Origin of the sequence: Acinetobacter sp. S40 (genome assembly GCF_016624705.1) — a bacterium.
Lineage (GTDB): Bacteria > Pseudomonadota > Gammaproteobacteria > Pseudomonadales > Moraxellaceae > Acinetobacter.
Window position 1 is genome coordinate 100464 of sequence record NZ_JACVTU010000005.1, and the last position, 20399, is coordinate 120862.

Sequence of the window (20399 nt, forward strand, 5' to 3'; positions counted from 1 at the left end):
GCTTGATTGTGTTACTTCAAATCGCTCGTCTAAGTGAATTAAGGATCGGTAATAAATACTGACAATTCAGAACATTTGGCGATAATAGAATAGATATGGAAATATTAGCAACTGTCTACAAAAGAGCTACAGATTAAGAGAAGTCTACAAAATTTGAAGGTTTAAAAAAATTAATTTTCTTATAACTTATTGATTAATAAGTGGTCCCGAGGGTCGGACTCGAACCGACACGTCATCGCTGACAGTGGATTTTGAGTCCACCGCGTCTACCAATTTCACCACCTCGGGAGAGTATGATGCTTGCTTTGTGTTGCGTATAATAGCGCGTTTAAAAAACTTGTCAACGATAAGTCTTTGACTATTGCCTACTTTTGCAGCAAACAAACTTTTATCAGGATAAAATCATCATAGCTCCCCTCCAAAAGCCAAAAAGACTATACTAGGCGCAAATTTTGTAATGTCCCGTATTATGCAGCTTTCAGACTTTAACTTTGATCTTCCTGATGAATTAATTGCCCGTTATCCTCTTGAGTCGCGTAGTGCCTCGCGTCTTTTACATTTAGACGATCAAGGTCAATATCATGATCGCCTATTTAAAGATATTGTAGATTTATTGGACGAAGGTGATTTACTGGTTTTAAACGATACCAAAGTCATGAAAGCGCGTTTAAAAGGTAAACGTGCAAGCGGTGGCGCAGTTGAAGTTTTGGTTGAACGTATGCTGGATCAAACCCTTGCACATTGCCACATAAAAGCCAGCAATACGCCTAAAGCAGGTGCAGAATTATTTGTGGGTACTGATGGTGTAAAAGTCACGGTACAAGGCCGTTATGAAAACTTATTTGTCGTGGAGTTCTCTGAACCTATCTTATCGGTATTGGATCGTTATGGACAACTTCCGATTCCCCCGTATTTTAATCGTGAAGCCGAAGCCATCGATACAGAACGTTATCAAACTGTATTTCATGATCCCGAAAAAATTGCCAGTGTCGCAGCTCCGACTGCAAGTCTGCATTTTGATGAAGCTCTGCTTAAGCAATTAGAGCAAAAAGGCATTCAAAAAACTTTTGTTACCTTGCATGTAGGTGCGGGAACATTTATGCCTGTACGAACGGATGATATTACAAATCATACTATGCATAGTGAATGGTGTGATGTACCTCAAGCAACTGTTGATTTGATTCAGCAAGCCAAAGCAAGGGGTAATAAAGTAATCGCCGTTGGAACGACCGCGACTCGTGCACTAGAAAGCGCGGCACAGGCTCATCAAGGTAAGATTGCAGCATGGACAGGTGATACCCAAATTTTTATCTATCCCGGTTATCAGTTCTGTGTGGTAGATCGTTTGATTACCAATTTCCATTTACCTGAATCGACATTATTGATGTTAGTTTCGGCGCTCTCAAATCGAGAAAATATTTTAAAAGCCTATCAGCATGCGGTAGCTGAAAAATATCGTTTCTTTAGTTATGGCGATGCAATGCTGATCGATCAAACCCAATCAAGGTAAATCATCACAATGCCAATCACGAGCGTACAACGCGCATTTCATATTCGTCGTAGAAAAAATGCGCATGTATTTCGTAATATCGCGCGACTCTGGGATATCGGTGAAAAAGCTGAAACGTACCAGCAAATTCTTGATCAACTGCATCCGTGGGGAGATATCCCCACTCTACGTTTTGATAATGGTTTGCCCAAGTTTCTGATGTTAATGGGTGTCATCAGTTTCTTGCTAATGTTTGCCCTACCTCACTTTGGATTTCCTTTTGCTTTGGGTCTTTTCTGCACCATTGGCTTATTTTTTCTGGCGTTTATTTTGTATGAAACAGATGATGTCATTGAAGAAGTCATTCGCTATTTGGAAGAAAAGTCGATTGAAACCCGTTACCATTTAAAATTTGGGCGAATCCCTGAACATTTACCTTTAGGTATGAGTTCAACCTTGTTGATTAATCAACTTAAAAACAGCTTTCCCCTCTTTAATAAAGGTTCCACCTCCAATCAAATTCCGTGGTATGCCAGTGCAAATATCAGTGATGATGAGAACCATCAATACCCTGCTTTTATTTTCCAATATATCTACATCGAAGAAACGCATATTCGTGATGCAGATGGAGACAAAGTGACTATTCGTCGTACAGAAAAAAATCAATGGGGCGTTTTTATCTTTGAGACAGAACTACGCGGACTTGCAGTGTCTAATTTACGTCGGGACATTGGATTCCCATACGAAGTCCGCTGGAACAGCAGTGATATCCAGATTAATCAGCATCTACAGATTTACGGGATAGATCAACTACAATTGGTCAAAACACTTACTCCTGCATTATTACTGCGTTTGTCTGATTTTTTTAAATCGCGTAAAGGTGAACTGATTTTCCATTCTCATCAAAATATGATGTGTTTTTTAGGGGATGCTAATTTATTTGAGGTGAGTTCCAAAACACGGGAAATTCAGGATATTTCAAGTTTACGTGGACATTTACGCACCTTTCGATTAAAACATTATGAACAACTGTGTTCTGATCTCAGTACTTTTTTAAAATAAAAATCTTGGGGATATACAATGGGTTTGTGGATTTTTCTGCTCATTATTTTAATCATTATTGTTTTTGGTATTTTGATTCGTAATAAAATTGTATTGCATTTTAATGCAACCAAGCGCGCATGGGCAGATGTCGCGACTTATGAACGGCAAAAATTAAAAGTATTGGATGAACTCACCCCCATGGTTGAACAATATGCCAGTTTTGAAAAAGGAACTTTGGAAAAAGTAACTGAATTGCGTCAGAGTATTCTAAATTTGAATGTCGAACATACAGACATTGCTCAGTTACAGCGGATTGAGAGTTTAAATAAAGAATTGATGCGTAGTTTAAATGTCGTGGTTGAGAACTATCCAGAACTTAAAGCCAATGAAATCTACTTACGCATGATGAACGAGATTGATGAGCAAAATGACAATGTCAGTGCTGCTATCACCATCTTTAACCGCAATGTCGAACTGTTTAATAATCATATTGAAGTGTTTCCAAATAATATGATTAATACCTTAACTCTAGGTAAAAAATCGATTCGCCCATTTCGTGATCATACTGCCGCACAAAGTTTTGATTATCGTCCTAATTTTTAAGTCGTTGATTTCTAGCCTTGAGTAATTGACTACTTCTTTAATTTACGCATAAAAAAATAATCATACATGCTGTTGATCGTACAATTTGGCTTTTTATCGCGCTTATAACATTTAGTAGTAGAACTCCACTCATAAATCTAGGAAAATAGCGCTCTTTATTTTAGCCATCAGCGAACTGTTTTTTCGCCTCGATTTGGAAAGTTGCATGAAGTTTGAAAAATTAGGTCAGTCGGGGCGCGCCCGTCGTGGCCGTTTGACCCTTGAACACGGCGTCGTTGAAACTCCTGTATTTATGCCAGTAGGCACCTACGGCACTGTCAAGGGAATGTTACCTCGAGATATTGAAGAAATTCAGGCACAGATTATTTTGGGCAATACTTTCCACCTTTATTTGCGTCCTGGTCTTGAAGTGATCAAGGAGCATGGCGGATTACATGAATTTATCAAATGGAATAAGCCTATTTTGACAGATTCAGGCGGTTTTCAGGTATTTAGTCTGGGTGCAATGCGCAAGATTAAGGAAGAAGGTGTCACCTTCCGTTCCCCTATTGATGGTTCTAAAGTATTTTTGTCGCCTGAAATTTCAATGGAAATTCAGCAGGTACTCAATTCAGATATCGTGATGATTTTTGATGAGTGTACGCCTTATCCAGCGACCCACGAAGAAGCACAAAAGTCGTTACAACTTTCTTTGCGCTGGGCAAAACGCTGTAAAACCCATCACCATGATGAACTGAAAAATACAAATGCTTTATTTGGTATTATTCAGGGCGGCATGTACGAAGACTTACGTGATGAATCTTTAACTGGCTTACTTGAAGTCGGTTTTGATGGTTATGCGATTGGTGGTTTATCGGTGGGTGAACCTAAAGAAGAAATGATCAAGGTTCTGGATTATCTTCCAAACAAAATGCCACACGACAAACCGCGCTATCTAATGGGCGTAGGTAAGCCTGAAGATATTGTGGAAGGGATTCGTCGCGGTATCGATATGTTTGATTGTGTCATGCCAACCCGTAATGCACGTAATGGGCATTATTTTGTGACCGACGGTCTGGTTCGTATCCGTAATAGCAAGTATCGTCATGATCAAAGTCCACTTGATCCACATTGTGATTGTTACACGTGTAAAAACTTTACCCGCGCATATCTGTATCATCTTGAAAAATGTGGTGAAATGCTGGCATCAATGTTAGGAACTATCCATAACTTACGTTATTACCAGCGTTTTACTCAAGATATCCGAAATGCTTTGGATAACGGGACTTTCGATGAATTTGTGACAGACTTTTATACCCGTCGTGGTCTAGAAGTTCCACCGTGTCCAGTAGATTGACGCAACTAGATTTGCGCTCAACAAAAAGACAAGGTAAATTGCAGAACAAACTCGTATTTTGTCAGGATTTGACAATCCTTTTTTAATTTAGGTTTTTAGTTTAGGAAATCAGAATGAGCTTTTTAATTTCTTCTGCTCACGCAGCACCAGCAGCGGCTCAAGGCCCAAGCATGGTCACCAACTTACTGATGATTGCTGTATTTATTGCAATCTTTTATTTCCTTATTTGGCGTCCTCAATCTAAACGTGCCAAAGAGCATCGTTCTCTGATTGAAAGTCTGGGTGTAGGCAGTGAAGTCGTTTTTGCTGGTGGCTTAATGGGCCGTATTACAAAAATCGAAGGTGATTATGCTGTAGTGGAACTGAATCGTGGTAATGAAGTTAAAATTCAGCGCGCAAGTGTGATTTCAGTTCTTCCTGAAGGCACTCTGAATAACCTTTAATCATAAAAACAGTCGTGCATGTTGCACGACTTTTTCATTTTAAGAAGAAAGCGAATGCGTTACCCTGCATGGAAATATGTACTGATTGTGGTTGTACTCATCATCAGTACACTTTACGCGCTGCCTAGTTTGTATCCAGATGAACCTGCTGTTCAGATTTCAGGTGCCAAAGCCGGTACTCAAATTGATCAGAGCATTATACAAAAAGCAGAGCAAATTTTAAAAACTGCCAACATTCCAAGCCATGACAATACCTTCAGTACCAATGCGGCTCTGTTGCGTTTAAGTTCATCTGAAGATCAGCTTAAAGCACAGGATGTATTACGTCGTGATTTGGGTGAAAACTATGTGGTTGCACTCAATCTTGCACCAACGACACCCGAGTGGTTGCAGAAGATTGGGGCAAAACCAATGAAACTTGGTCTTGACTTACGTGGTGGTGTCCACTTCCTACTTGAAGTCGATATGGACAAAGCCATCGCTCAACGCATGGAAACTTCGGCAAGTGATATTCGTCGTCAATTCCGTGACAACAATATCAAATTCAATAGTCTTTCACTCAATAATAATGCGATTACAGTTCAGTTTACGAATAATACTGACCGTGATGCTGCAATGGATTTCTTGCGCCGTAATGGCAATGAATTCACGCAACAGGCTATGGCAACCGATAGCGGTTCTAGCTTGCGTTTGACTTATACCGATGCCCGTCGTCAGGAAATTCAGTCTTATGCGGTGAATCAGAACTTAACGACCTTACGTAATCGTATTAATGAATTGGGTGTGGCAGAGGCACTGGTACAAACTCAGGGTAATAACCGCATTGTGGTGGAATTACCAGGTGTACAAGATACAGCAGAAGCCAAACGTGTTCTTGGACGTACAGCAAATCTGGAATTCCGTTTAGTCTCTGACCAGAACGATCAATATATTGACCGCTATACAGGTAAATATAATGGCCAGCCTTTACCACCGGGCACAGAAGTTTTTGCTTACGAATCACTCGATAGCGGTCGTCAGTTATTGCTGAATCGTAACCGTATTTTGACAGGTGAACGTGTGCAAAACGCAAGTTCTGGTTTTAGTCAGGATACTGGCGGTGCAGAAGTCAACATCACACTGGATAGTGCGGGTGGCAAACTTATGGCAGATGCCACCCGTAATTCGGTGGGCAAACGAATGGCGGTATTGTTTATTGAAAATAAACAACGCATTAGCTATGTGAACGATCCTGTAACCGGTGCACAGACTGAAGTTCGCACACCATATACAGAATCAGTCGTTATTAATGCCGCTACCATTCAAGCTGTATTGGGTTCACAGTTCCGTATTACTGGACTCGCATCTCCACAAGAAGCTTCAGAACTTGCATTAATGTTACGTGCGGGTGCTTTGGCAGCGCCGATGTACTTTGTTGAGGAACGTGTCGTCGGGCCGAGTCTGGGACAGGAAAATATCGACAAAGGGATATTATCGACTGAAGTCGGTTTTATTTTGGTCGCGATCTGGATGGTGGTATTCTTCCGTCTGTTTGGTTTAATTGCCAACTTCGCATTAGTATTTAACCTTGCCATGATTTTAACAGTCATGTCGTGGATTGGCGCGTCCCTTACCTTGCCGGGTATTGCAGGTATTGTCATTACCATTGGTATGGCCGTCGATGCTAACGTTCTGATCTGTGAACGAATACGTGAGGAAATGAAATGGGGAGCATCGCCTAAACAGGCGATTGTAGCGGGTTATGATCGAGCTTATAACACTATTTTTGACTCGAACTTAACCACATTCCTCGTTGCTTTTATTCTATTTGCGATTGGTACAGGCCCAATTAAAGGCTTTGCTGTTACCCTGATGATTGGTATTGTCTGCTCGATGTTTACTGCGATTACAGTGACTCGTGCGATTGTCCAGCTCATTTATGGCAAACGCCGTAATTTGAAGAAGTTGAGCATATAAGGAGATCGATGATGACTGATGTGACTCAACCGAAACAAAAACTTTATGGCCGTCCGGATGATGAACGCATCATCCCGTTCATGAAGATTGCCAAACCAGCGGCGATCTTCTCGATTCTACTGACTATTGCTAGTATTTTCTTCATTGCTACCAAGGGCCTAAACCTTGGTCTGGATTTTACGGGTGGTATTTCAGCAGAAATTAATTACTCTCAGCCTGTCAATCAGGCTGCGGTGACTCAAGCATTGGCGAAAGCAGGCTTTAAAGATGCCGTGGTACAAACCTTGGGTAGCAATAAAGACCTGATCGTACGCATGCCTGTGCAAGAACACGAAGTTGAAGACCTGAATAAAACTATTACTCAGGCCGTTCAGCTTCCGAACAACACGGCTATGGTACACAAAGTCGATGCTGTCGGTGGACAAGTCGGGAATGAACTCTATATTCGCTCGGCAGGCGCTGTGGCTTTAGCATTAATTCTGATGCTGATCTACGTCACAATTCGCTTTGAATTCAAATTGGCAATGGGTGCAGTGATGTCATTATTTCATGACATTCTAATCATCATTGGTGCTTTTGCATTGTTCCAATGGCCATTTGACCTAACTGTTCTTGCAGCAGTGTTAGCCGTGATTGGCTTCTCACTGAACGATAATATCGTGGTGTCAGACCGTATCCGTGAAAACTTTCGTAAGATTCGCGGCGCTACTCCACGCGAGATCGTAGATATTGCACTGACTGAAACTTTACGTCGTACTATCCATACATCTATGACGCTACTTCTTGTAGTGGTGTCTATGATGTTCTTGGGTGGTGATGGCCTAAAATGGTTCTCTGTAGCCATGTGTGTAGGGGTATTTGTCGGAACGTATTCTTCGATTTATATCGGAACGGCCTTTGCTTTATGGCGTGGTCTAAATCGTCAAGACTTTATTGTTCAGGTTAAACCTGAGTTTGAAGATGATATTCCTTAAGTGTCCTTCAAGAAATTAAAACTAAAATGCCAGTGAAATACTGGCATTTTTTATATACTTTCTTTCAAAATCTGAATTTTTGGTACGACAAACGCACCACACCCCATTCCCGAACGCCAAGCCACACTGAGCATGGCATGTCCTAAATCAAAACATTGGTAGGCAAATATGCCTAAACGATCATCAATAATTTGACCGCTGTCATGCGTAGGATGCATTTGGGTATTGAGAGTATTTAGATCTAGACGAATCCCCATACCGTGGGCTTTTAAAATAGCTTCTTTCGTGGTCCACACTTTAAACCAGTAATGCACATCTTCCTCAAGCGCTTTCCAGCACTGGTATTCTTCAGGATGAAAAGCATGTTTGGCTAGTGCTTCAAAACGAATCTTACGATCCAGACTTTCAATATCGATCCCCAAATCCTGAACATTCTGGCTGAGCGCTAATGCATAATCATCCTGACTGTGTGAATGATTAAAATGTAGAGATTGATTCTGGAGATAAGGTTTACCTTGTTCCGCCGTTTCATAATGCAATTGTAAAATGGGAATATTCAAAGCTTTAGCAATTAATTCATCCCGATATTGATAAATGCGTACTTTTTTATAGTGATGATATTCAGAACGACTGACAAAATCTTGAATAGATAGATCCAGAAGATCGGCCAATGATCGAATATACACTTGAATATTTTTCATGGTCATTGGCTCACGTCTTGATTACAACAGATTTAGGCTAACTTAAAACTTAACAATATCGCCTTTTAATGCCACGCTTGCTACAGCCATTCCTTTGTAACATTGGTACGTGGTCGTACTTTTCGCTTCATTAGATTTAAAATAGCTCACAATGTTAGTCACAGCATTGCCGCCTTTGGCTTTAGCTGAATTTTGCAACTGAATCAGTGCTGAACGTAAAACCCAGTCACAAGACGTTTCTGCTGATTTAGCAAAACCGTTGGTCTTTTTATTGGTAACGATCCCCTGCTGCAATACGCGTCCACCAGATTTGGTTCCACTCAAATAAAATTTAACTGAACCATCCAATGCCCCATCTGCAACTGCACGTTCAACGGCGGCTTTAAAATCAAGCTCATGAACCTGATCTGCGGCCTGTGCAGTTCCCATTAATCCCATACACAGTACAGCAAAGCTAAGTTGTTTCTTCAGTGACATGTTATTTTCCTCTTATTTAAGGTTTTTAAAAATCAAGGAGGTATTAATTCCCCCAAAGGCAAAATTGTTACTCATAATAATATTGGCATTTAAAGGTCTAGCCTGCTCAGTAATATAATCCAGATCACCACAAAGCGGATCAACATCATCCAGATTTAGAGTCGGAATAAATTGCTTCCGATGCATCATTTCGATACTCAGCCACGCTTCGATCGCACCACAAGCACCAAGCGTATGACCAAAATAACTTTTCAGCGAGCTAATCGGTTTTTTACCCAGAACCTGTGCAGTCGCTTGAGTTTCAGCAATATCTCCCTGATCAGTCGATGTGCCATGTGCATTAACATACTCTATGTGTTCCGCCTCAAGTCCAGCATCTTTCAGAGCAAGTTGCATACAACGTGCCATCATATCTTGATCAGGCCGAGTTACGTGTTGTCCATCGGTATTGCTGCCATAGCCCAAAATCTCTGCATAGATTTTGGCACCACGGGCTTTGGCATGTTCGTATTCTTCTAAAATTAAACACCCTGCCCCTTCACCAATTACCAGCCCATCACGTTTTTGATCAAATGGACGCGGTGTGTGTTCTGGCTGATCGTTCATACCACTGGTGGCCAGTAACACATCAAATACAGCAGCTCCAGCAGCACTTAATTCTTCCGCACCACCGGCCAACATAACGGTTTGTTTACCGTATTTAATCGCTTCAAAAGCTTGACCAATAGCCATTGAGCCTGATGTACATGCGCTGGAAGTAGGAAGCGTTAAACCTTTCAAACCGAAATAAACGGTCATATTCACGGCACTGGTATGCGACATCATTCGAATATAAGTGGTTGCATTCATCTTGGTCATGTCGTTATCAATCAACATGCATCCAAACTCTCGAATAGCATCAACACTCCCTGCGGAAGAACCAAATGCTACGCCAGCCTCGCCACTTTTGAGGATTGAATTCTCTAGTAACCCTGCATCTGCTAGTGCATTTTCCGCACAAACAACAGACATCAAGGCAACGCGTCCCATACCACGTGTTACTTTACGGTTAAAATGTTTGGGAACCGTAAAATTCTCTATAGGGCCACCCAGTTTGGTACGCAAATCTGTGTATTGTTCCCAATCTGGCATATAACGAATGCCGCTTTTACTCTGAGAAAATTGTTCAAAAATAGCATCTGCGGTTTCACCTAATGAAGTAATCCCCGCCATGCCTGTTACAACCACACGCTTCATTAAATCAGTCCTCCATTGACTGAAAATACTTGTCGAGTGATATAGGATGCGTCATCTGAACACAAAAATTTCACCACACTGGCGACTTCATTTACATTCCCCATCCGTTGTAGTGGAATCATTTTTAAGGCATGTTGTTTTATTTCTTCAGTTACCATTTCAGTTTCAATTAGTCCCGGAGCCACGCAATTGACCGTTATTTTACGTTTCGCCAATTCCAATGATAAAGCCTTAGTCGCCCCGATTAAGCCTGCCTTTGCGGCACTATAGTTAACCTGACCACGATTTCCCATCACTCCGGATACTGAAGATAATGTAACGATACGACCGCCTTGTTTAAGATGAATCATGGGCATAATTAAAGGTTTAAGAACATTATAAAAACCATCCAAAGAAGTCGAAATTACTTCATCCCATTCATGATCACTCAATGCTGGAAAAGCAGCATCATGTGTTAGGCCTGCATTTAGAACCACACCATAAAATGCACCATGAACTTCAATATCTTGCTCAAGCATCTGACGAACGACATCGCGTTCAGTTACATCAAACATGAGCACATGACTAGTTTGTCCTAATGCTCTGATCTGCTCGGCAACACCCTGCGCCTCTTCCACACGGGAACGTGCATGAACGGTGACATCAAACCCTGCCTGCGCCAACTGCAAAGCAATTGCTTTACCAATTCCGCGACTTGAGCCAGTGACTAAAATTCGTCTATTCACAAATTTTCCTTATTATCTTGATAGCCTGTCGGCTCATAAACACTTAACAAGGCCGAGATTTTATGATTTTTATACTCAATCTCACAGGCAAATTGTCCCAAACCTTCATGTAAATATTGCTGTTCAACCCGTATCAATAAAACACGCCCCATTTCAAAAAAAGGGATAGGCAGATTTAACTTACGTGTTCCCAATAAAAAACCAATTCGAGGAGTATGACCTTGTTGCTGCCCTTTCCAACCTGAATAAGCACTGATGGTTTGTGCCATCAACTCAATACTGGTCCATGTAGGCAAGCCCTCTATTTCACAAAATAATAATTCTGAGCGAATATTTAAGCGAGCAACAGCACCATATTCAGAAATTTCGATCAAATCATCAATAAATACCATCGGTGCCTGATGCGGAATATATTCAATTGCTTTTTCCAGAATATTCATCATGATGTCCTTGCAAAAACCAGACTGACATTACTGCCACCAAATGCAAAAGAATTGCTCATTACATAACGCAGAGGCCGTTCAACTATTTTTTTACTGATATCACTTTGATACACAAAGTTTTGATCCGCGAGTTCAGGATCAATCTCACCTTGTTGGTGCAATGGCAACCATGCGTGATCGAGTAATACTTGCTGGCAAATATAAGCTTCTACCGCACCAGCTGCCCCCAGACAATGTCCCGTTTTATGTTTGCTACTACTTAAATGTACAGGATGATCTGCAAAAACTTGACGTACAGCTTTTATTTCCATTGCATCATTTTGCAGTGTGGCCGTGCCGTGCAAATTTAAATAATCAATCTGATCAGCATTGAGTTGGGCATGAGCCAAAGCTCGTTGCATAGCCTGAGCCGCACCCAGTCCTTCTGGCTGCGGAGCAGAAATATGCCAAGCATCCATCGACTCTCCTCCACCCAGGAACATTACAGGAGCAGAATCTGGGGTGAGTAAAAATAAACTGGCGGCTTCGCCAATATTAATACCCTCTCGTTTTAAACCACAGGGCTGACAAATACCTGTAGATAAACTCTCTAGACTATAAAAACCGTTTAAAGTCAAACGACATAAGGTATCTACTCCCCCCACCAAAACAGCATCAGCAATTCCAGCTTGAAGTAAGCGTTGCCCTGCAATAAATGCTTTGGCACTAGAGGAACAGGCCGTTGAAATTGTATAGGCTGCGCCCTGCCAGCCCAGATAGGCCTGTAGCCCTTTGGCCAAGGCATTCATTTCCTGTTTGTGATGATCAATGGAGATATCCGTCTTTCCTTCAAAATATTTGGCTAATAATGGCTCATTATCCGAAATACCAGAAGTTGAAGTTCCTACGATGATCGCTAAACGGCTTGGATGAATATGCTGAGTAAATTGACGTAATGGTCTTTCAATCTGCTGCAATGCAGTGATGGCAAAGCGTAAATTACGAGATGCCCAAGGCGCGCAGTCACTTGGTAAATCTTCAATCAAATGCCCTGTATAAGCCCCCACCCAAACTGGACGCTCGGGTAACCAACCTGACTGTAAGGATAAAGTATCGTCTAATCCAGTCAAATACTCACGTAACTGTTGCGAACTCTGTCCGAGTGCGGAAAGACTACAACTGAACTGAATGCCAACGGCACAAGGATGTGATTCTTGTTGCATAATGTTATCTATTCATTGGACTGCAAAGTATTTTCAATCGGTGAAAACGTCATTTGATAAGGCACCTGAATATTATCAAGATAAATCTGATCGTGTTGGTGCTGAATCTTTAAAACCAATTTTTTTTGAATATAAATCTCTTGATCAATTTTATTCAATTTTTTTTCAACGATCTTTGACTTCTGGCTAGGAAAATCAGGATAAGTCGCCCATAAAATATCACGGACTAAAAACTCGAACGGTAATAAACGCATTTGTTCAATACGCTGTTTCACTAGTACATCTTGGCCATTATATTCAACTTGAAATAACGGTTGGCCTGTTAAACTTAAGGCAATTAAATTAAGTACCTGCCCCTGCTGCTGTTGATATAGCAGGAAACTAAAACTTTGTTTATGCCATTGTACATCCACCTGATCTTGACGCTGATACGCTTGCTGCTGCCATGTGGCACTCTCAAGACCCTCAGCTTTTGGCATAATATGTTGACAACCTGCAAATGCAGTAAATGTAAAACTCAATACAAATAAGCGAATCCATTGCATCTTAAATTTCCGATAACTGTGCAGGTGAAACATCTTCACGACAATATTCGGCCAGAGTGGCTAGACGACGTTTTGCATTTTTATACATAGGATTACGTTCATCCCATGCATAACCTGCCAAAAGTGATGCGATCATACGTTCAATTTCAGGATTTTTATGTTTAGAAAATACAACATCTTGAAACTCGCCTGTATACCATGCTTCAACATAAGCACGAAATACATTGATTCCCTGACGCAACGGTTGTTCATATTCTGTTAACCAATCAATCTTTTCACCATTGATCGTACGCTCCACCAGTGGAATCGCTAAGCTAGATGATTTTAGGGCAATGGTCACCCCGGATGAAAACACAGGATCTAAAAACTCTCCTGCATTGCCCAATAACGCATAATTCGACTGTGCCAGATGTTTGACATTGGCCGAGTAGCCGACCAATGTACGCACGGGTGTATCAAACTTTGCCTGACCAAGAATTTTAGACAGGCTCACATCGTCTGCCAAAATCCGTTTTAGTAAAACTTCATTTTGATCTTGTTCAGCATCACCAGTCAGATAAGCATCAAAAAAATCCTGCTCGGCCACTACACCAAAAGAACTGCGACCGTCCGCAAAAGGAATTAGCCAATACCACGCACGGTGATCGTTATCATGGACAGTAATCAAAATTTTATTGCGATCAAAGTCGGAGTGATTACCTATCCCATCTTCAATATGCGTAAACAAAGCACGACGTACAGGGAAGTTTGAAGGAGATTCCAGATTTAAAAATTTAGGTAAAATTCGCCCAAAACCACTGGCATCCAACAAAAATTTTGATTGTATTTGATAGGCTTCACCCTGTTCAGGCTGAATCGTTAAAATCGGTTGTGAAGTTTCAACATCAACGGCAATCACCTCATGTCCAAATCGAATGACTGCGCCAAGAGCTTGCGCCTGCTCGGCCAATAACTGATCGAAATCAGCACGGCGAACTTGCCATGTTGTTCCTGGCCCCTCACTAAACTTTTGAGTAAAATCATAAAAACTATGCTGGTCTCCACGTAAAAATGCAGCACCATTTTTAAACTGGAAGGCACATTTTTCAACATGTTCACGCACAGCGCCTAATAAATCTGCTTCCTCTAAAAAGACCATACACTGTGGCAATAAAGACTCACCAATTGAAAAACGAGGAAAATGTTGTTTTTCAATAATGGTGACTTGAAGGCCTTTTTGGCGCAATAGAGCGGCTGCTGAACTTCCCGATGGACCTGCCCCAATAATTATTACATCTGTTTGTTGTATCGTATTTTGTTGCATATCTTGCATGGCGCAATGACCTTATTTAATTTCAGTTCTTTGACTGATAGTGCGAAATCACCACATGTTGTTCATCAGATGGAGTAAACAATGTGGCATAAATAAATGAAAAAATGACCCCAAAAAGTACAGTTAAACCAAAACAATGAATCGCATAGGTATGACTAAGCGATAGTAAACCAAAGCCTAACAACGTTGACATCATACATAAGAATAATGCCATACCTACGATTTGCGGATGATCATGACCATGTCGATAAAAAATCGCATAATCGACCCCAATACCGACAATCAGAAAAGTACCCATTATACTAAATAAATTTAGCTCAACACCCAACCATGCCTGTATCGCAAAAGTCGTCAATAGAGCAAGACTAACAGGCATGACCAACGGAACGATAGAACGCCAGCCATAAATCACGCCCAAACCAATCGCAAGTGCAATCAACGCATAAATAAGTAAATACTGAGCCTGCAAACGATGTTGCTTAAATAAATCAGATAACTGGGTCATGGGTTGCTGCAAAATCACTTGCTCATTTTGCAACTGCTTTAAGGCATCGACATCCTTAATTCCGTTTAAAAGTACCAAACGTTCATTGGAATGAACCTGTAAAAAAGCCAATGGATGCTGGTTAAAATCCTGAAGTGTTAATAATGGCAACTGGGTTAACTGTTGTTGCCATATTTTTAGTTCATTTACAGATAGTCCTATATTTTGCGCATACTGTGTTAAAACAGGTTCTGGAATAGATTGAAGTTGGGTAATATTCTGCCGTTGCTGTTGCTGCGATGGAATCAATTGTCCCAACGCCTGAAAACTTGTCAGTTGATCTTGATTTTTTAAATGCTCTAGCGCTTGAATCAGGATTTGCTCGTTAGCTTGCATTTGTTCTGGAGTACGTCCCTGCACTACAAAATAATCACTCCCTTGTTGATCCATAAAGCGTTCACGAACATATTGGTCTTCCTGCTTTAAAGCTTTATCCATACTTTGCAGATTGCGAATATCATCATTGGTTTTCAAAAAAAATAAACTACTGATTCCAATGAATATGATGGCCAATAAACTACCATAACGAATTAGCTTATGGTGTTGAAACCAAATACGAATTTCACCAATCCACTTTAATCGATGAATTGCAGGTTCAGCGTTCAATGCAGGTAAACGCGGCAGTAATAAAATACTGGTCAACCAAGCTGAGGCCAAACCAACAATCGAAAATACGGCGATCTGTTTAAACCCAGGAAATGGTGTGAAACTCAAAAATACATAAGCAACCACGGTGGTCATCAGGCCCATAAACAAACTCGGCAATAGCGGACGTAGCACCTCAAAGCCACTCAGTTTGCGATGCTGTGATTGCATGGCCATAAAGTAAAATGAGAAATCGACACAGACACCAATTAAGCTTGCACCAAAGACCAATGTCATCAGGTGAATTTCACCAAATATCCAATGAGTGGCAGCGAAAGCCACTAAACAGCCTGTAGAAACAGCAACAAACTCTGTCAATAAAGGCCGCAACGAACGAAAACCAAACCAGACCAACAAAATTAGCCCTAGACTTGAACCTACGCCGATGGTCGAGATTTCCTGTTTGGCAGACTGCGTACCATAATTGGAGAATAGTAAAGTGCCCGTCCAATGACTTTGAACCTGCATTTTGGCAAGGTGCCGCGTTGTCGCATCTATCCATGCCGAGGCTTGTTCCTGATAATCAATGTTATAAGGACTTTGTTTTAATTTTAGGGTAAATAACCGTGAGATTTTGTCATGATCATGAATCGTAGCAAAACCATCTTCCAGTTCCACATTGTTATGCTGTACCTGTTGACTCACCCCAAGCAAATAACGGCTAAATAACATCAATGGATCTTGCTTTAAACTATCGGCACTTACAGGCAAACCTGGCGTAAACAGTTGCATCAAACTTTTTTCAGTTAGACTTGTATACTCTTTTTGATCAAGTAACTGTTGGTCGTCCTGACTGAGTAAACCAGCACGATGCTGATATAAAATTCGGCCTAATTGTTCAGTGTCTACTTGAGTTTGTAAAGGTTCAAACACATTACTTTGACTAACTGCACCTTGCAAATAATCCGTTGCCTGCTGTAACTGCTGACTATTTTTCGCATCAATAACGACAAAAATAGTGTTGTTTAGCTGCTCACTCACATAATTTTGCGTCTCGGCTAAATGAGTATTCTGATTGAGCTTAGGCAACAAGGCAAAAATATTAGTCTGAATATGAATCTCTTTTTTTAGCCATGCTACGCCCATCATCAGACTGATCAGCATAAGCATGATCAACCAGACAACGCTACATTTATTTTGCCAGTTGGAAAAGTACTTGTTCATCAGTCGTTAGTGCCGCGGGTTGTGAGTGTTGCTGGCTAAAATTGATCACGGTCGTATTACTACCTTGTTCTGCAATAATAATTTGATTTACATACTGTTGCCCTTGTACATCGACCTGTACAAATAACTTTTTAAATAAGCTACTTTTAGGACGCAGACTCATTGACCAGCCTTGCGCTGTGATAGTGGTTTTACTGACCGTAAAATGTTGATCCAGAAGTGCTGAGTTACCCGACATGATTTGTAAAAATAACGTTGCAACCGAACCATATGGTGACTTGCTAACATCAAGCTGACTCATGGTTTTTGCAGTTTTTTGTACCAGTTTTTTTGGAGTTACCACGAGATCTGCCTGTACCGGACGTTGTAACTGCCAAAGTACTCCGTTCGTTTTGGAAAAAACTACATCGCCATTGGACACAAAGGTTTTTTGTAGCGATGCCAATTTTTTCTTTTGTTCAAATTTGGCTCGTACCAGCGTGGTTTGAGAAAGTTGCTTGAAAATCTGTTCTGCCTGTGGCGAAGCTGCCCGTACAGAAGCAGACAAACTCAACACAAAAAGCATGAATGTCGCCAGTAAAACGAAAGTCATCCCTTTTTTATGTACATTTAAAATAGAAGACATTGCTATCGATCCTCCTGCGCGGGGTGAAACTCAGACCATGCATTCAGACAATCAAACAAGACTTGCGGAGACTGAAAACACATTTCTCGTGTTTGAATTTCAACAGCTACTTGTGTGGTATAACCTTTGGTCAGTCGTTTTCCAGTAGCCTCATCAAAAATCACATAATCGATTTTTAAGCGATTTTCCCATTCTTTTAAAATCGCACGTACCCGAATTTTTTGCTCAAACTGGATACCCTGTGCATAGCGTACATGGCTTTCTATCACAGGCCACGCATAACCTGAAGCTTGCATTTGCATATAGTTATAATGAAACTGATCCAAAAGCTTGCAGCGGGCGATTTCGAAATATTTGAGATAATGCCCATGCCAAACCACATTCATAATATCAACATCATGAAAAGGAACGTCAATGATGACTTCAGCTTGCATAGATTTGCTCCTGTTGCAGCATCCATTCTGTATTAGACAGCTCAAAATTGGCAAAACGATCAATCATTTGTTGTAATTCAGTTTGTAATGGTCGGTCTTCCACCACCAATGCAAAACTTTGTAACGTCCAGTTCATAAATGCCCCAAGCACTGGCGAGAGCTGTTGGCTCAGCCCTTTTAAATGAATCGCCTGCACACTGGCACAGCATAAAGCAGCGACCACTTGTTCAGTCAGTATAATCACGCGCTCGGCGTCTCGTGCAGCAATAGTCCCCATGCTGACTTTATCCTGATTATGACATTCGGTCGAACGTGAAAAAATTGAGGCGGATAAAGTCTGTTTCAGCGCTTCAGCTGTCCATGCAGACACGCCAATTTGTACCGCTTTAAAACCATGATTTAGAGCTAAACGTTCTGCTGTGGCACCTGTTAAATTACGTGGTAAACCATGATTCATTTTATGATCAACCAATTGTGCTAATTGGCGATCCAGTAAATCGGCAATATTGGCAATCATGATTTTTAAACTATCCATCGCCTGTGCAATATGTCCTCCATAGAAATGCCCACCATGTAAAACACGCAGGTTTACTGGGTCGATCAATGGATTATCGTTACTCGAATTCAATTCATTTTCAATAAATTGACGTAACCAAACTTTAGAATCTTCAAAAACACCAATAATATGTGGCGCACAGCGTAATGAATAACGATCCTGCAAACGCGGACTTTGGGGTGCTGTCTGGACTTCACTTTCTAGCCAGTCACGTAATTGTGCTGCAACTTTCTGTTGTCCAACATGTGGCTTTTGTGCAAATAGTACCTCATCAAAATGAGTCGGATTACCCTCTAACGCCAACACATTTAAAGCGGTAATTAGCGTCGCAGTATGAGCCACTTGCTCGGCACGTTTATAATTTAAACATGCCATCGCAGTCATCACCGCAGTCCCATTCATCAAAGCCAGTCCCTCTTTAGGACGTAGGGTCAACGGTGCGATACCTTTTTCTTCATAAACCTGATGTACAGGTACAATTTGTCCTTTGTAATAAACATCTCGCTCACCCACCAACACACCTGCAATATAGGAAAGCGGGGTTAAATCACCACTTGCGCCGACAGAACCTTCGGAGGGAATTACGGGAATCACATTTTCATTGAGTAACCAAACTAAACGTTCTAACAATGCCAATGAAACCCCTGAATATCCTCTTGCCAAAGAACATAATCGCGTTACCACCACAGCACGAGCTGTAACCAGTTCCAAATTTTTACCCAAACCACAACCATGAAAACGAGAAAGGTGTAAGGGCAATTCATTAACCTGATGTGCAGGAACTTCAACAAGACAGGAATCGCCATAACCTGTCGTTACTCCATAGATAACACCTTCCTGTTCTAATAACTCATCCAGAAAGTCAGCGCCTTTTTGAATAAAATCATGCCATGCTGGCTGTTGGGGTAAAGTAACTCGATCATGTCCATGTGCAACACGTACCACATCTTCAATACTTAATGGTTCAATTCCTACGGTGATTAACTGTCCGATAGCCGTATTTGATATACTGTTATTCAACTTATTTCGTCCAAAAATGATAAAAATTAAACCATTGGTAAGGTGCGCGTAAGCAATGCTGCTCAAGCAAAGTCACATATTTTCGGGTCACGGTTTGCATGGCATGTATACGATTTTTTCTTGGTAAATCAATAATATCTGTAATTTTATGAATATGAACTTCAAAGTGTTGATGCTGTCGATAACAAAACACGGCCAGAACAGGAACTTTGAGCAAACTTGCTAAAATCCATGCCCCTTGCGGCCATACTGCTTCCTGACCGAGAAAATCAATATGTTGAACGCGATTCGAATGCACTGGCGCACGATCCGCCGCCACAATGACCCATTCACCGTGTTGCATTTTTTCTTCTAATAAAATGGCTGTTTCTAATCCTAATTCATCCACAGAAATCAAATTAATATCTGCCTGATCATTGAGCTTTTTCAGAAAAGTATTAAATTGCGTAGCATGTTTTTGATAGACCAATACATTAATTTTCTGAGAATGCTGAGATTTGACAGCGCGCAATAATTCAATATTGCCGAAATGAGATACGACCAATAATGCGCCTTTCTGATAGGTTTGTTGAAAATGCTGATGACCAAATAATTGCAACTCTTGTTCAGGGATATGCCCAAGCCAGCCTTCCATTTTGTCCAAAATACTCGTCCCAAACTGGATAAAATGCTGATAGCTGTTTGCCAATGAAGGTCCATTTGGAAATGGAGAATTTACACCTGCGAACAAATGTAATTGACGCATATAATTGAGTGATGCCTGCCGTGCAGAGACTGCAAATAGCCAGTACCACAAAATAACAAAGTACAATACGATCCTACATAACCAACGTCCACCCAAGCGATAAAAATATAACACCAACGTCAGCAGACCCAGTCCACCGCGCTCTTTACTATTGCTCCAGTTAGAAGATGGGCGCTGCAT

At 41.1% G+C, this 20399-nt stretch carries 20 protein-coding genes and 1 tRNA gene; 7 read left to right on the plus strand and 14 right to left on the minus strand.

Annotated elements, in window-relative coordinates:
• Positions 1-201: 201 nt before the first annotated feature.
• Positions 202-288 (minus strand) — tRNA-Leu (locus IAE19_RS08880).
• A gap of 181 nt (positions 289-469) precedes the next feature.
• Here IAE19_RS08880 and queA point away from each other — a divergent pair.
• From queA to secF, 7 genes are all read left to right on the plus strand, one after another.
• Positions 470-1510 carry a tRNA preQ1(34) S-adenosylmethionine ribosyltransferase-isomerase QueA gene (gene queA / locus IAE19_RS08885; RefSeq protein WP_200460653.1) on the plus strand — a complete coding sequence of 347 codons (1041 nt, stop codon included), beginning with the start codon at positions 470-472 and terminating at the stop codon, positions 1508-1510.
• A gap of 9 nt (positions 1511-1519) precedes the next feature.
• Complete coding sequence (locus IAE19_RS08890; protein WP_200460584.1) at positions 1520-2551, plus strand: hypothetical protein; 1032 nt, start codon at positions 1520-1522, stop codon at positions 2549-2551.
• 18 nt (positions 2552-2569) lie between these two features.
• A complete protein-coding gene (locus tag IAE19_RS08895) occupies positions 2570-3136 on the plus strand; it encodes a LemA family protein (protein WP_200460585.1) in 567 nt (188 codons plus the stop codon).
• 205 nt (positions 3137-3341) lie between these two features.
• Entirely contained in the window at positions 3342-4472 is a 1131-nt protein-coding gene (gene tgt / locus IAE19_RS08900) for a tRNA guanosine(34) transglycosylase Tgt (RefSeq protein ID WP_200460586.1), read from the plus strand.
• 113 nt (positions 4473-4585) lie between these two features.
• On the plus strand, positions 4586-4915 hold the full coding sequence (yajC, locus tag IAE19_RS08905) for a preprotein translocase subunit YajC (RefSeq protein WP_004992746.1): 330 nt from the start codon (positions 4586-4588) through the stop codon (positions 4913-4915).
• 54 nt (positions 4916-4969) lie between these two features.
• The gene (gene secD / locus IAE19_RS08910) at positions 4970-6871 is read left to right on the plus strand and encodes a protein translocase subunit SecD (protein WP_200460587.1); all 1902 of its coding nucleotides are present in this window, start codon (positions 4970-4972) and stop codon (positions 6869-6871) included.
• An 8-nt stretch (positions 6872-6879) separates the two neighbouring features.
• Entirely contained in the window at positions 6880-7845 is a 966-nt protein-coding gene (secF, locus tag IAE19_RS08915) for a protein translocase subunit SecF (RefSeq protein WP_200460588.1), read from the plus strand.
• A 50-nt stretch (positions 7846-7895) separates the two neighbouring features.
• Here secF and IAE19_RS08920 read toward each other — a convergent pair whose 3' ends face one another.
• The 13 genes from IAE19_RS08920 to IAE19_RS08980 are packed head-to-tail and all read right to left on the minus strand — an operon-like array spanning position 7896 to position 20399.
• Positions 7896-8552 carry a 4'-phosphopantetheinyl transferase family protein gene (locus IAE19_RS08920; RefSeq protein WP_200460589.1) on the minus strand — a complete coding sequence of 219 codons (657 nt, stop codon included), beginning with the start codon at positions 8550-8552 and terminating at the stop codon, positions 7896-7898.
• Between the two features lie 36 nt (positions 8553-8588).
• A complete protein-coding gene (locus IAE19_RS08925; protein ID WP_200460590.1) occupies positions 8589-9023 on the minus strand; it encodes an excinuclease in 435 nt (144 codons plus the stop codon).
• A 12-nt stretch (positions 9024-9035) separates the two neighbouring features.
• Positions 9036-10259 carry a beta-ketoacyl-ACP synthase gene (locus IAE19_RS08930; RefSeq protein WP_200460591.1) on the minus strand — a complete coding sequence of 408 codons (1224 nt, stop codon included), beginning with the start codon at positions 10257-10259 and terminating at the stop codon, positions 9036-9038.
• Entirely contained in the window at positions 10259-10984 is a 726-nt protein-coding gene (locus tag IAE19_RS08935) for a 3-ketoacyl-ACP reductase FabG2 (protein WP_200460592.1), read from the minus strand. Before IAE19_RS08935 ends, IAE19_RS08930 begins: the two co-directional genes overlap by 1 nt.
• On the minus strand, positions 10981-11424 hold the full coding sequence (locus IAE19_RS08940; RefSeq protein ID WP_200460654.1) for a hotdog family protein: 444 nt from the start codon (positions 11422-11424) through the stop codon (positions 10981-10983). The genes IAE19_RS08935 and IAE19_RS08940 overlap by 4 nt, the downstream gene beginning before the upstream one ends.
• Positions 11424-12629: a beta-ketoacyl-[acyl-carrier-protein] synthase family protein gene (locus IAE19_RS08945; RefSeq protein ID WP_200460593.1), complete on the minus strand. Its 1206-nt coding sequence runs from the start codon at positions 12627-12629 to the stop codon at positions 11424-11426. The genes IAE19_RS08940 and IAE19_RS08945 overlap by 1 nt, the downstream gene beginning before the upstream one ends.
• 8 nt (positions 12630-12637) lie before the next feature.
• On the minus strand, positions 12638-13174 hold the full coding sequence (locus tag IAE19_RS08950) for a DUF3261 domain-containing protein (protein WP_200460594.1): 537 nt from the start codon (positions 13172-13174) through the stop codon (positions 12638-12640).
• A gap of 1 nt (position 13175) precedes the next feature.
• On the minus strand, positions 13176-14486 hold the full coding sequence (locus IAE19_RS08955; protein ID WP_200460595.1) for an NAD(P)/FAD-dependent oxidoreductase: 1311 nt from the start codon (positions 14484-14486) through the stop codon (positions 13176-13178).
• A gap of 22 nt (positions 14487-14508) precedes the next feature.
• Positions 14509-16839: an MMPL family transporter gene (locus tag IAE19_RS08960; RefSeq protein ID WP_200460596.1), complete on the minus strand. Its 2331-nt coding sequence runs from the start codon at positions 16837-16839 to the stop codon at positions 14509-14511.
• Complete coding sequence (locus IAE19_RS08965) at positions 16808-17431, minus strand: LolA family protein (RefSeq protein ID WP_413784501.1); 624 nt, start codon at positions 17429-17431, stop codon at positions 16808-16810. Before IAE19_RS08965 ends, IAE19_RS08960 begins: the two co-directional genes overlap by 32 nt.
• A gap of 35 nt (positions 17432-17466) precedes the next feature.
• Positions 17467-17898, minus strand: a complete 432-nt coding sequence (locus IAE19_RS08970) for an acyl-CoA thioesterase (protein WP_200460598.1) — start codon at positions 17896-17898, stop codon at positions 17467-17469.
• Complete coding sequence (locus IAE19_RS08975; RefSeq protein WP_200460655.1) at positions 17888-19447, minus strand: HAL/PAL/TAL family ammonia-lyase; 1560 nt, start codon at positions 19445-19447, stop codon at positions 17888-17890. Before IAE19_RS08975 ends, IAE19_RS08970 begins: the two co-directional genes overlap by 11 nt.
• Before the next feature lie 28 nt (positions 19448-19475).
• Positions 19476-20399: an acyltransferase gene (locus tag IAE19_RS08980; protein ID WP_200460599.1), complete on the minus strand. Its 924-nt coding sequence runs from the start codon at positions 20397-20399 to the stop codon at positions 19476-19478.